General features: G+C 50.9%; 10 protein-coding genes. 2 read left to right on the forward strand and 8 right to left on the reverse strand.

What is annotated here, in order from left to right:
• Positions 1-37: 37 nt before the first annotated feature.
• The 3 genes from NQ491_RS07250 to NQ491_RS07260 are packed head-to-tail and all read right to left on the reverse strand — an operon-like array spanning position 38 to position 5,564.
• Positions 38-1,351: a TolC family protein gene (locus tag NQ491_RS07250; protein WP_019246270.1), complete on the reverse strand. Its 1,314-nt coding sequence runs from the start codon at positions 1,349-1,351 to the stop codon at positions 38-40.
• Between the two features lie 5 nt (positions 1,352-1,356).
• A complete protein-coding gene (locus NQ491_RS07255; protein WP_019246271.1) occupies positions 1,357-4,503 on the reverse strand; it encodes an efflux RND transporter permease subunit in 3,147 nt (1,048 codons plus the stop codon).
• Positions 4,503-5,564, reverse strand: a complete 1,062-nt coding sequence (locus NQ491_RS07260; protein WP_232423202.1) for an efflux RND transporter periplasmic adaptor subunit — start codon at positions 5,562-5,564, stop codon at positions 4,503-4,505. The genes NQ491_RS07255 and NQ491_RS07260 overlap by 1 nt, the downstream gene beginning before the upstream one ends.
• Before the next feature lie 170 nt (positions 5,565-5,734).
• Between NQ491_RS07260 and NQ491_RS07265 the strand changes: the two genes are divergently transcribed.
• Positions 5,735-6,646 (forward strand): AraC family transcriptional regulator, encoded by a 912-nt coding sequence (locus NQ491_RS07265; protein WP_019246273.1) that lies wholly within the window; start codon positions 5,735-5,737, stop codon positions 6,644-6,646.
• A gap of 443 nt (positions 6,647-7,089) precedes the next feature.
• On the opposite strand, the gene mobV is transcribed toward NQ491_RS07265, so the two are convergent.
• From mobV to NQ491_RS07290, 5 genes are all read right to left on the reverse strand, one after another.
• A complete protein-coding gene (gene mobV / locus NQ491_RS07270) occupies positions 7,090-8,544 on the reverse strand; it encodes a MobV family relaxase (RefSeq protein ID WP_026089705.1) in 1,455 nt (484 codons plus the stop codon).
• A 218-nt stretch (positions 8,545-8,762) separates the two neighbouring features.
• Positions 8,763-9,752 (reverse strand): toprim domain-containing protein, encoded by a 990-nt coding sequence (locus tag NQ491_RS07275; RefSeq protein WP_019246275.1) that lies wholly within the window; start codon positions 9,750-9,752, stop codon positions 8,763-8,765.
• A 183-nt stretch (positions 9,753-9,935) separates the two neighbouring features.
• Positions 9,936-11,141: a primase-helicase family protein gene (locus NQ491_RS07280; protein WP_019246276.1), complete on the reverse strand. Its 1,206-nt coding sequence runs from the start codon at positions 11,139-11,141 to the stop codon at positions 9,936-9,938.
• On the reverse strand, positions 11,134-11,439 hold the full coding sequence (locus NQ491_RS07285; protein WP_019246277.1) for a helix-turn-helix transcriptional regulator: 306 nt from the start codon (positions 11,437-11,439) through the stop codon (positions 11,134-11,136). The genes NQ491_RS07280 and NQ491_RS07285 overlap by 8 nt, the downstream gene beginning before the upstream one ends.
• Before the next feature lie 143 nt (positions 11,440-11,582).
• Positions 11,583-12,296, reverse strand: a complete 714-nt coding sequence (locus tag NQ491_RS07290) for a hypothetical protein (protein ID WP_019246278.1) — start codon at positions 12,294-12,296, stop codon at positions 11,583-11,585.
• 133 nt (positions 12,297-12,429) lie between these two features.
• Here NQ491_RS07290 and NQ491_RS07295 point away from each other — a divergent pair, with 133 nt between their 5' ends.
• The gene (locus tag NQ491_RS07295) at positions 12,430-13,107 is read left to right on the forward strand and encodes a DUF3800 domain-containing protein (protein WP_019246279.1); all 678 of its coding nucleotides are present in this window, start codon (positions 12,430-12,432) and stop codon (positions 13,105-13,107) included.

A 13,107-nucleotide genomic window follows, 5' to 3' on the forward strand; every position in this document is an offset into this window, starting at 1 on the left:
TACCGCTTCAAACTTTACTAAAGCTAACATCTTTCTGTTACTGTAATTTCCCTATGCTGCGCAAATATTCCGTTTCGTAGATTCTATATTGCGTTTGCGCCTCGATTAGATTGCTTTCGGCCTGCTGCCACTGCGACTGGGCGTCCAAGAGGTCGGTCAGCGGGGACATCGACGCTGCGTAGCGGTTCCGCATCACACGTAGATTTTCCTCGGCCTGCTGCAACCCTTTTTCCGCTGTCAGAATAAGCCTGTAACCATCCTGCACATTACGAATCGCCTGCTGCACTTCGATATTGAGCAGTTTGGTATTCTTTTGCAGGTCGAGTTCGGCGTTTCGCAATTCATACTGCGCTTTACGCACCTTCTTGCGGCTCTCGCCCCAATGGAAAATCGGAATCTTCACGGAGAGCATGGCCATCCCCATTCCATCGCGGAACTCCTGTGAAAAGGGAACCATCGTGCTGCCGGCATCGGTCATACCGTTGAGCTTGATGTTGCCATAATACATGTAATTGACCCCCAGCCCCACCGTGGGCAGCATGTCGGCCCGGGCCATACGGATCTGCTCCTTTTCGGCCGCAACCTGTTTTTCGAGCAGAAGCAGTTCGGGACGGGAATGTATGTCCGATGCGAGCCGGCCCGGTTGCGAAACAACGAATGTCGTATCAACCGCTTCTATTCGCGTGTCAAAATCGGCACCCACAATCCGGCATAACGACATCCGGCACAGATCAGCCCCATTTTGCACCTTTTGCAACTGGTAGTGTAGCTCGGTACGTTTGGCTTCGATACGCAGCAGGTCGTTTTCGGTGGCCATGCCCGCCGTGAGTGCCGTTTCCGTCTGTCGGTAGAGCGTATCCATTTGGGTGCAATAGCTTTCCAGCATTTGCACCTTGCGCCCTACGGCAATGTATGTCCAATAGGCATTGTCGGCCTCGACAAGTACGTCCATGCGTGTCATGCGGAACTTTTCGGCGGCAGCCTCTTCGCCAATACGGGCCAGTCGATGCCCGGTCGTAATCTTGCCTCCCGTATAAATCGGCTGTGTCAGATTGATACCGGCCATGTAAGTGCCGCGCATACGCAGTTCCATACCCATCATGTCCATATCGGGCAGCATGTAGGCCCCTGTGGCCGAGCCCTCTATATTTGGGAGAAAGGCTGTGGTGGCGATTTTGCGATCGAGTTCCGCCTGTCGGATCGCATTGTCCGCCTGCTGCAGTTCTTCGCTGTGCGACAGTGCCATCTTGCGGCATTCAGCCTGTGTGAGCCGCAAGGATTGTTGTGCCGAAACACTTGCGATCGAACACAGAACGGCACAGCACGAAATAACTATATTTTTCTTGTTCATTTGCTTTATATGTTAGAAGGTTTACGGATACGGAACAATGCCGTATAGAACAGAGGCAGCAAGACGAGCGTGATGATTGTACCCACCGTGAGACCGCCCATGATTGTGATGGCCATCGAACTGTACATCGGGTCACCGACCAAAGGGATCATGCCGACGATGGTGGTCAGCGAAGCCATTAGCACGGGCCGTACGCGCGACACGGTGGCCTCCACCACGGCGGTATAGGGTGCCGCTTTCTCTTCGGTCTGGAGCCGGCCTATTTCATCGACCAGCACGATGGCGTTCTTGACCATCATGCCGATAAGTCCCAACATGCCGATAATGGCCATAAAGGTCATCGGCTGCCCGCTGAGCAGCAATGAAGGCGTGATGCCGCAGAACACGAACGGGAAGCAGAGCAGGATCAGAATGACTTTGCGCCAGTCATTGAAAAGCAGCAGCAAAATGGCCAGAATGAGAAAGACGGTTATCGGCACGAATTTCATCAGGTTGCCGATGGCCTCGCCCTGCACCTCGCCCTCGCCGACCCAGCGCATCGTATAGCCGTCGGGCAGCGGAATGGCTTCTATTTCATCCCGAATGGAACTGACCGCCTTTGCCGGAGTCGCATACGGATTGTCGGGGTTGGGATCGCACTCCGCCTCAATAACCCGCTGTCCATTAAGGCGCAGTACAAGATCTTCGTCCCAATCGAGCCGCAGGTCATCGATGACGGTTCCGAGCGGCATGGCCCGGAATACCTTGTCCTGCAATTCGCTCATCGCTTTGCCTCCGGAGAGTGCGCTTTGCAATTCCTCGTTGGATAGGTGCACATTCATCATGCTCCAGACCGGTATTTCATTGAGGTTTTTAATGCGGCTGCCGTCTTCATTGCGGACCTGCAGATTCAGCATCACCATGCGTTCCTGATCGTTCAGCACACCGACGGGCATTCCGTCAGTCGCAGCCAATAAAGCGTTGGCCACGTCGCTGCGTTCAATGCCGGATCGCAGGGCGTTCTGCTTCATGTATTCGGCTACGAGGGCTTTGCCTGCCGGTTTCCAGCTATTCTGTACCGAATAGGCATCTATATAGGGAGAGCGGCGCATAATCTCTTCGGCCTGTGCACTCAAACGGCGCAGCACGGCAGGATCGGGGCCGGCAAACTCTACCTCGATCGTGTGCGAAGTAGAGATGGAAAAGTTGTATTTGCGGATGCGGATGTAGGCATCGGGATATTGTTCACGGAGCTGCCGGCGTACCGCAGGGATTTGTTCCAACACGGTATTATAATCCTCGCAGTCCACGATGAGCTCGCCGTAGCAGTCGCCGCCCGAAGTCATCGGACGCACCAGACAATAGTGGGCCGGCGCACTCCCCTGACTGACAGCCACCCGTTCGATGGCGGGATTCTCTTCGAGCCGGTCGCTCATTTCCAGCAGCCGGTCGCGCACCTTGTCCGCATCGGTCGCCGAAGGGAAAAAACACTCGACGACAAACTGTTTGTAATCGAAGTCAGGGAAGAACAAGTTCTTCACCTTCGTCATCCCGAAGATGCAGAGAGCCAACAGGGAAAAAGCCACAGCGATGGTCGTCTTTTTGTAGCTGATTAAAAAGCCGATGGCACGGCGGACAAAGCGATGCACGGGAGAGTTCATGATCGCACCAGAACCGTTTCCGACCGTTTTCTCCCGCTTCGGCAGCCATGACTTGGCGCAGACGGGAACCTGCACCAAAGCCAGTACCCAGCTTGCCAGCAGGCTGACGCACAGCACCAAAAAGAGGTCGCCGGCATATTCTCCCGCCGTATCGGGCGAAAGATAGACGCAGAGGAACGTCGAGGCGGCGATAACGGTTGCCCCCAACAGCGGCAGGGCCGTATTGCGGCCTATACGATACAGATAGGTTTTAGGGCCGAGACCCCGTTTCTTGTCGATCAGGATACCGTCCATGATGACCACGGCATTATCTACCAGCATTCCCATCGCCACGATGAACGCGCCGAGCGAGATGCGTTGCAGCGTCGTGCCGCAGACGAGCAGAATCGGGAAAGACACGGCGACCGTCAGCACCAGTCCGAAACCGATAATCAGGCCGCTGCGCAGTCCCATCGTGAAAACAAGCACCAGAATGACGATGACGACCGACTCGACGAGATTCCACATAAAAGAAGAGATGGCTTCGTTTACTTTGTCGGGCTGGAAGAAAATCTTTTCGGCATGGAATCCCGCCGGAACGTTTTTCATCGCTTCGGCCAGTTTGACATCGACAGCCGCACCCACGTCGGGGACGATGGCCGATGACTCCATCGCCATGCAGATGGCGAGCGCCGGTTGTCCGTTCACGAAAAATCCGTTGCGCTGCGGTTCCGCAAAAGCACGCTCCACGCGGGCGATATCGCCGAGGCGCATTGTTTTACCGTCCAGCGTTCGGATTTGCAAATTGCGGATGTCCTCCTCGTTTTCGACCGCCGAATCAACGTAGATCGCAATTCGTTCGTCGCCGCTGCGATATTTTCCCGCATCGACCGTCTTGCCTGCCGCCTGCAAGGTCGACATGATTTGCGTGGGAACGATTCCGTTTCTGGCGATCTGCTCTTTGGAGAGCACGATGTTGATTACTTCGTCGCGGTTGCCGATGATATTGATCCGCTTGACCCCTTTCACGCCGAGCAACTCGCGGCGGAGATATTTGGCGTATTTATACATTTCGGGATAGTCGTACCCATCGGCTGTCAGTGCATAGAAAATGCCGTATACATCCATCATGTCATCCACCACTACCGGGCTGTAACAACCTTGCGGCAGACGCGAAGCCGCATCGTTTACCTTGCGGCGCAACAGGTCGAAATGCTGTTCCAACTCTTTTTCCAGCACCGTCATCTGGAACTCGACGGTGAACATCGCAGAGCCGTTCTGACATTCGGTCTTTACCTTTTTTACATTGGGCAGCGCCCGCAGTTCGTCTTCCATTATTTGGGCGACTTTCAGCTCCATTTCGTGTGCGCCGGCTCCCGGCCATGCAACCACCACCATTGCTTGTTTGGCCGATACGGCAGGGTCTTCCAGCTTAGGCATCTGCACGAATGCGAGTACGCCGGCAACGAGGATCGCTGCCATGAGCGACCAGAACAGCACCGGCCGCCGCATGAAAAATTCAGTCATTTTCATTACAGCAATCCTCCTATATTGGTTTTGCTCGATTTTCCTACGACACGTACCCGTTCACCTTCTTGCAGGACATTCACTCCGGCGCGGACGATGCGTTCTTTGTCGGTCAGCCCTTCGATGACAACGGCACGACCTTCGTCGTCCGTTCCGCGCAGCACGACAGGACGTTTGGTCACGGTGGAATCCCGTTCGAATACCCACACGCACGGTTCGTTGCCGTCTGTATCGCGGAAGACGGCGCACAGCGGTATGGCGAACCCTGTAATGGAAGCCGTATCCGCGACAACGATCCCGATTTCGACATTCATGCCTGCCGTCAGCCGTTTGTCGGGCTGCCCGGCAAAGGTCAGGCGTAGCTGATAGAGCTGATTGCCGTCGGCTTTGGGAGTGATGCTCGACAGTTTCATCGGAAATTCTTCTTCAATACCCGCTGCCTTACAATAAAAACGGGTGAAAAGGTCACGTTGTCTGTATTCGCCGGCCGGAATATCCGCTGCGACTTCCATGTGCGATACGTCCAGCAGGGTAAACAGCGCCGTACCGGCATCGACCATCTCCGCCGGAGAAAAGTTCACGGCCTGCACATACCCGTCGGTCGGCGCATACAGTTTCGTATAGTCGAGTTTGTTCTTGTTCACCTGCAACTGCACGCCCAGCTGCCGCAGACCAGCGACGGCCTTTTCATAATCGTTGGCCGAAACGCTCTTTTGGTCAAAAAGCTGCTTCGTGCGTCCTACTTCGTCTTTAAGTTGGTCGTACTGGATTTGCAGTGCCTCGACGCCCAGTCGATAATCTGCGTCGTCCAGCTCGGCAAGTAAAGTCCCCTGTCGGACATAATCGCCTTCGCGGACATGGATACGCTCGATCTGTCCGGCGGTTTTGAAGCCGAGGCTGATCGTGTGCGCTTCGCGGACGATGCCCGGATGGCTTATTACATGGGAGGCTTCCAACCGTACAGGTTCGGTCAGCGCAACACTCCGTATGGTGGAATTTTCGTGCGATGATTGGCCGCAGGCACAGAGCATTCCGATGACGACAACCATAGTAATCAATCTTTTCATGGTTCCGATCTGTTTTTAATGATTGTTTTCTATTCCGCTGCAAAGTTCCCGATTTATCCGGCATGTCGCATCATCCAATGGAATGACATTTTGTTCTAATAGATTACAAATCGTTCAAATAACAACTAAAACACCTAATTTTGTTTGTCGAAAGGTTAAATGCGAAGAATATGAAACAGGCTTATTGGGATTGGAATTTGGATTTGCTCTGGCTATCCGCAGAGAATACGGCTGTTCATTTGAACAAGGAGTTTATTCTGATCGACAATTTCGACGAGAGTCCGGAACAAGCAAACGCGGACTTGGAATTTGTAAATCATCCGGTCAAACTCTCCTTTACAATCGCAATTTTTTGTCTGGCAGGGCGGATGTCGGTTCAAATCAACTTGCAGGAGTTCGAGCTCCGGGCTAATGACATTCTGATTGTTCTGGAGGGAGCCATTGGGGAATACCGGGGTATGAGCGACGATACCCGGATTGCCGTAATCGCTTTCGCGTCCGAATATTTCCAGACTGCGCTTCAAACCGACGCGACAATGTCTCTGCAACGCCGATTGTACGCTTCGCCTATTTGTCATCTGACGTCAGCAGCGATGGAGGAGACGATGGCGATTTATCATCTGATGAAAGCGAAAATAGCGGAAACGGATAATCCGTTCCGCAAAGGGGCACTGCTCGGATATACGCAGGTACTTACTTATAATGCTTACAAATACCTGCTTGCAGCCGATTCCGGCGACGGGAAATTGAAAGAAAAAAGCGGCCGTCAGCAAGAGTTATACACACAATTTATCGAAGAGGTGCGGCAAAGCTACACGAAAGAACGCAGCATATCCTATTATGCAGGCAGGCTGTGCGTAACGCCCAAATATCTGTCGCAGATCGTTCGTAAAGTGAGCGGCCGGTTTGCCGGCGACTGGATTACCGATTACGTCATCCTCGAAGCGAAAGCCTTGCTCAAAAGCCGCAAATACACCATACAGCAGATAGCGGACAGATTGAATTTCGCCAACCAGTCCTTCTTCGGAAAGTATTTCAAGGAGAAGGTCGGATGCTCACCGTCGGAGTATCAAAAAACATAAACCACCATACATTCAGCTTTTCTCGGAAAGCGTGCAGCCCATTCGTTTTTTCGTCCTAAATCATGCGAATGGGTTTGCCGGTGTTTTTCTGTCGTTCCAGATCTCGCCAAAGCCGCTTCACATATACTGTGAGGCATTTTTTGAATTTGTACGGCATGTTGTTTAATGGCGTTAAAAACAGATAGGACAACTTCCGAGCTAATATCAATTAGCAATGCAATGGCTGGGAGCATTTACATAAGAACACCTTTGAATTTCTTGATTTCACGACAGTTGTTTCGACAAATCCGGAAACAGGCAATTTTCTTCCTATTGGTACAACAACTGATATGCCACCTGCCTATGTCCCTTTGCTGTTAGGTTATCTTTGACTTATATACTTTTACCTTGTTATATGTACCTGCATGACTCTTCCGGACAACTATATGCCATGCATTGCGTTGCTATTTCATTCTTATTCCCCGGCCCTGTTTTCGGTCTTTGATCTTGATTCCTATGTGTTCGAGAAATTCTTTTGCTTTTTGCCGGAACCACCTCAGGATCGGAATCCGGTCGATGAACAGTTGAAACCCTCCGGGGCCTTCTTCATCCCGCATGAGCCGGGCCTCCGAGTTTTCGACTTCAAAGTGCTGGGAATGTTCGTGCGAATATAGTTCTCCGGAGAAACGGACGGGTCGCATATTCACGAGATCGCGGGCCTGCCCGTTGGAGAATTCGAGCGAACGGCAATACTCTCCCCACCGGATAAGCTGGGGCGTATCGGGGAACCAACTGTAAATGCGGTCTATCTCACCTTGCAGTTTCCCGATGGTCTGCTGTGATTTCTGCTGCACTTCCAACAATCGGCGGCTGTGGTCGGCCTGCATGGTCTGCATCTGGGTTTGCAGGATCTCGATGGTTTCCTCGTGGGCGGCAACCTCTTGCCGCAATGCCCCGATCTGCTGTTCCTGCCTTTTGACTTTCGACGTTCCTACCAGCGAGCCGATACCCTCCACGATGTTGGAACCCACCTCCGCCGCCGCACTTTTCAGCTTTTCGGTTTTCAGTTCCCCTTTTACCGCCTTTAATTCTTGCTCGGTCGCTTCCAACTCGGCGGTTTTGTGTTCACGCATGGCCTTCGCCTGCTCGTAACCCGTCCGGGCCTCCTGTTCCTGTTGTTTCAGCCGTTCTACGGCCTGCCGTTTCTGTTCTTCGATACGGAGCAGTGCGTCGATGTTGTCCTGCAAATTCTTCTGCCCGGCTATGGCGTTGCGGTAAAACTCCTGCGTGGAGATATGGCGGGCGACCGATCCGTCGATACCGCGCTGTAACCCATATCCGGCCATTGCCTCGGCATAGGTGTCCTGATATTCTTTCAATTTTACGCGCGACATTACATCGTCGTTACACAACCGGACGGCATCCGGGCTTTTCTTCCGGTATTTCTTTTTGCCGGGTTTGTCGGGGATTCTTTTCTCTTTGACCTTGCGACGCTCCCCCGTTACGATAGGTACGACCGCCGCATGGATATGCGGCGTCGATTCGTCCAGATGCAGAACGGCTGACACGACGTTATCCGCCCCGAAGGTCTTGTTCAGCCACGAGAGGTTATCGGCGCACCATTGGTAGAGTTTCCCTTCAGTCTCGATACGTTTCATATCTTCAGGCGATCCGGTGAGCATAACGCGGATTACCTTTACCTGGTTCTTTCCTATCTTTCGTGTCAGCCCGGCGTGTGCCAGCCGATAATTGATTGCCTGCGTCCGGTCGGCCACGCCTTCCGGGAATGCGATCAGTTCCCGGTTCAGGTGCGTGCGCGAAAGGTCGGCATTCGGGGGCATCTGCGTCCGCGCGATGTGGGCTGTCATCGCCGCTTCGTTACTCGGCGACTTATCTAAATGCAATACTACGTATCCCATATATTTTTCTCTGTTTATGTGGTGAACGATTCGGCTGCCGGAACTTCGGACGCGGGGAGCGTCCGGCGGTCGGAACAACCGCAGAGGGGGTGTCCAGCGGGGTTCTCCCTGCTGGCCTATTGGGGCTTTTTCCGCGTCGGCTTGGCGATGCGAAAAGAAAAAGCCCTAATAGGCTATGGCTTTTCCGGGGGCGTAAATGCCGCGGGTACGTAGCGGGGTTAGAACTTCCGACCGGGACCTCTCTTTTTCACCGGGGGCGAGACACATTGTTGAGCTTGCGGAACAGTAAGATGTGCCCGTTCTGTTTCCTTCCGTTGCCGTTCGTGCGGAGGTGTTTGCGGGGTGGCAAGGTTTCGTTTCTCCCGCCAGTAGTCGTTCAAATCTTTGTGGTTGCGGTAAAAAACGGATTGGTCGATCACTTCGGTCGAGGGTAAGGATTCTTCCAGTCGGGCCAACGCTTTTCGCCCCGCGTCGTCGTTGTCGAGGAAGGCATGGACGACTCTGTGGTGCGAGAGAAATGGAACGGCCTTTTGCAGATTCGTCACCGAATTGAGTACGGTGGCGTCGATGGCGGGTGTCGGGTTTGCTTTCAGCGAGAGATAAGATAGGAAGTCGATAAACCCCTCGAACACCATTGTCGTATCGCTGCCGTTGTCGAGGGTGGTGATGTTCTTGGGCGTACTGCTTCCTTTGAATCGGGGATTACGCAGCTCCCAGCCTCCGGCATCGTTGCGGAACCCGATGGCGAAATACTCTTTGCCGCCGATCGTGTAACGCACCTCGCGGCAATAAGTCCGGGCGATGGCAGGGTCTATGCCTCGCCCTGTCAGGTAGCCGAGCAATGCCGGGTGGGTCAGTTCGCGGTCGGAGAGGATGATAAGGCGGGATGGTGTCGGTTCGTTTGTTCTTAACGCTTCGACGTGGATGGGGACGAGCATTCCGTGTTCTCCTATCGCAAGCCTTCGTGCGGCCTCGATCTCGGAACAACCTTCCATACGGGCCACAAGGTCGATGATCGAGCCGCCCTCGCCTGTCCCGAAGTCGTGCCAGAGGTTTTTGTCGTAACTGACGCTGAAACTGGCGGTGCGTTCCTTACGCAGCGGCGAAAGGTACATACCCCGGTTGCCGCGTTCCCACCGGGGGTTGATTCCCCGTGCCGCGAGGTAAGCCCGAATACTGATGCGTCGTTTTATTTCTTCGTAGTTCATGGTAGCGGATTTTTTGTTAACTTGTTACATTGTTCCTCCAACTTTCAGTAAAAGAAAGGTTTAAGGGCAGTAACAGTTGTGTAACGGTTTTGGAGAATTGTTACACGCCGTGTAACTAATTTATTTTGTTACACATTTGTTACAGGTTTGTAACGAGGTGTTGATTATTGATTTTCAAAGATTTTATTCTTCACTGTTACAGAATAACAGTTTTTCAGAAATGAAACTGCGGGTGACAGAATAGGGCCTGCCGGTACGTGGTTCCGGGAACAGCGAGCCATCGCCGGATAGACGGTAGGAGATGTAACGGGTAACCTTTTCCGGTTTCAGCCCCCAACTATCCTGCAATACCCGCTTTATCTTTACCGGCTCGGTCTTTATATCCCGGACACTAAGCATATTCTGCATATCTTGTATGCAGAACACATATTCGTCCTTGTCATGCACCTGAAATATGTCCTCCAGTACGCCGAGCATTTCATTTTCGAGCTGTCCGCGATTATATTGGATAATACGGCGTAGGGCAGGTGTCGTGAGCAGTTCCGGATCGAACCACATTCGGCTGGCTTCCGGTACACTTAATTCCCGGTTAAGCAAAAAATGGAGAAAAGCAGGTATCTCCTGTTTCATCTTGTCGAGCAACCCCGTATCGTCTTTGGCAATGGGGCCCACTTTACGCACCCAATAACGGGTTTCCCCCTGGTCGATAATCACAGGATTGTCCTCGTTGTTGGAACACAGTACGAACTTGGCGAAAAACTCGATCTCCAACCGATCTTTGCCTTTGGCTTCCAGTTTGAACGTCCGGGCCGTACTAAGTGTCTTGAATCTTTCGGAATCCTCCCGGCGGTTCAATAACACCTCGTCGGTGGCGACAATCAGTTTGCTGGCCCATTCCGAATTGAAATTGCTGCGGAAATCTTCGTTCGTATTGACGGTCATGTTGGCCCCAAAGATGGCTTTCAACAGATGGATGAAAGTCGTCTTACCCGTATTGCGTTCCCGCGAAACGAGCAGCAGAATCGGTAATCGCTGGCGTGGTCGGCGGTAAAGCAGTTGCAGGTAGTCATACCCCAATTCGATCTGCGGGCCGAAAATATGGGACAGAAATGCCCGGATATGGGGAAATTCGCCCGGCTCCGGATGATATGGAATCGGCTCATACATATTCAGGAAATTGCCGTACATCCGCTGATAATCCACATGGGCAGGAAAAAAGCAATAACCGTCGTATTTCTTGATATTGGCTACGAAATCTTTGGAATGATCCTGCCGGATGGTCTCTATATTCCACGGCAAGTATTTCTCCCGGAACTCACCCGTAGCGGTCGGCACACGGCACAGTTTCAGGTAGCACGTCCCCACACGGATATATTCTTCGTTATCCATGACGGCGCACCCCTTTTTTGCCGGTGCGGATCGCCTCGACATCATCCTTTTTATACCGCTTGCGTCCGCCGAACGGGAAAGACTTTATATACCCGGTCTTTTCCCAGCACCATAAGGTAGACGAGTCGATTCGCAAAACGGATAGAACCTCTTTGCGGCTTAAAAATTCTTCGGGAGGTGGTTCTTGTCGAACAGGTTTGAGGCTTCCCGCTGCCTCTTTGAGAATCTCTCTCAGGTCGTCCAGTTTGACCGCTACGGTTACGTTCGCCCCGGACTCCAACAAATCTTTCAAACTCATAGTCGAATTTTTTGAGTGTTAAACAATGGGTTCTGAATCCGACATTCAATCGAATCCGGGGCAAATAAATAAGGAGATTTTTCGGAGAACAAAAACACTCGTTTTCTCCTTAAAATCTCCTTATAATCTCTTGAAAGAGGTGGTTAGCCGTTGTGTTCGGCCATGTATTTTGGGATATCCTCTATGTTAGGAATGGCGTATTTCTCGGTTTGATAGTCCCGCAGTTTCCCTTTGATATAAGAATCTTCCAAGTCGGACAAAGGGGTAAATACGGCTTTCAGCCACGGCACGACATCCTGTTTCGGCTGTCCGAAATAATGAGCCATGTTCCATCCGAAATGAAACAGATCCGCATTTTTCAGTTTTTCGGGCCGGATGGGTACGAAATCTACCGGGCATGCTTCCTCTCGACCATAACACTCGACACACCGATCAAGCCGGGCCAGTTCATCGGATGTTACATAAGGGCCTATTGTCCGATGAGCGTAACGCAGGAACAACTCTATTTTTTCTTTTCGTCGTTCGGCGAATTGCCTGTCTGCATCTTGTTTGATCTGCTCGACATTCATGACGGGCATGTTGTTGATGGACGGAACGGCTTCCGTTTCAACAGCGGGGTGTTTCGTCTCCGGGAACTTCTTTATAACCCACGGAATGATCGTATGGGAGAAAACCGACATAATAATCAGATACACCACCGCACAAACGCCGAGAACAATGACAAAGGTAAGATTCGCCGTACCAGCATCAACTCCTTGCCCCAATACCATCAGCCGTGCGACCATAGCCACGAGCAACCCGACGACAATCACTATTGCCAGCAAAATAATATGACTATTTATCTTGCGGTAATCCATTTTATCACAAATTAATTCTCACGGTCAAAATTACTCAAATATACAATTTGCTTCCCTATTGTGAGATACTTGTAAATCTAATCATCGCTATAAATTTACTAATTTTCGTATCTTTGCAAAAAGATGTTAAATAATGAATTACGAAGTTTATTGCGACGAAAGCGGAATAGAAGCATTATTTGATAAAAATGCTCATAAATATACTGTCATAGGAGGAATTTGGATTCCTAAAGAATATAGGGATCAATTAAAGAAAGACCTTAACGAAATAAAGCACAGATTTAATGTATGGGGAGAAATCAAATGGAATAAAATTTCTCCGGCATATTTAGATATGTATAAAGAAGTTATTAGTCTTTTCTTAAAAAGCCCCAAAATTAGATTTCGAGCTATTATTATCAATAGTGCAAATGTTAATCACGACAAATACAATAATGGTTGTGGTGAATTGGGATTTTATAAGTTTTATTATGAGTTGATCTATCATTGGCTTAATCCCAATAATGTATATGACATCTTTGTTGATTATAAAGTCAATGGATATAAATACCGAATAAATGAATTAGAAAAAATTTTACGTTATTCGAATAATGTAAACAGAGTGCAGGCTTTACCTTCTCACGAATCAGTAGCGATACAACTTGCAGACATACTAACAGGCTTGGTGGCATCTAAATTTAATGAAGAAACAGTTAGTCAAGCAAAATTGGAGGTCAGAGATTGCATAGAACAGTATGAGCCTATAAAACCAACCTCTAAAGGAGAGAATAAGTTTAATATTTTTGACATTCATCTGCGTAAAGGTTGGTAG

The sequence above is a fragment of the Alistipes ihumii AP11 genome (assembly GCF_025144665.1).
Classification (GTDB): Bacteria; Bacteroidota; Bacteroidia; order Bacteroidales; family Rikenellaceae; genus Alistipes_A; species Alistipes_A ihumii.

Bases quoted from the DNA above. Each gene is read 5' to 3' on its own strand.
- NQ491_RS07295 (WP_019246279.1), top strand. From the start codon at position 12,430: ATGAATTACGAAGTTTATTGCGACGAAAGCGGAATAGAAGCATTATTT.
- NQ491_RS07280 (WP_019246276.1), bottom strand. From the start codon at position 11,141: ATGGATAACGAAGAATATATCCGTGTGGGGACGTGCTACCTGAAACTG.
- NQ491_RS07265 (WP_019246273.1), top strand. From the start codon at position 5,735: ATGAAACAGGCTTATTGGGATTGGAATTTGGATTTGCTCTGGCTATCC.
- NQ491_RS07260 (WP_232423202.1), bottom strand. From the start codon at position 5,564: ATGAAAAGATTGATTACTATGGTTGTCGTCATCGGAATGCTCTGTGCC.
- mobV (WP_026089705.1), bottom strand. From the start codon at position 8,544: ATGGGATACGTAGTATTGCATTTAGATAAGTCGCCGAGTAACGAAGCG.
- NQ491_RS07250 (WP_019246270.1), bottom strand. From the start codon at position 1,351: ATGAACAAGAAAAATATAGTTATTTCGTGCTGTGCCGTTCTGTGTTCG.
- NQ491_RS07285 (WP_019246277.1), bottom strand. From the start codon at position 11,439: ATGAGTTTGAAAGATTTGTTGGAGTCCGGGGCGAACGTAACCGTAGCG.
- NQ491_RS07275 (WP_019246275.1), bottom strand. From the start codon at position 9,752: ATGAACTACGAAGAAATAAAACGACGCATCAGTATTCGGGCTTACCTC.
- NQ491_RS07290 (WP_019246278.1), bottom strand. From the start codon at position 12,296: ATGGATTACCGCAAGATAAATAGTCATATTATTTTGCTGGCAATAGTG.
- NQ491_RS07255 (WP_019246271.1), bottom strand. From the start codon at position 4,503: ATGAAAATGACTGAATTTTTCATGCGGCGGCCGGTGCTGTTCTGGTCG.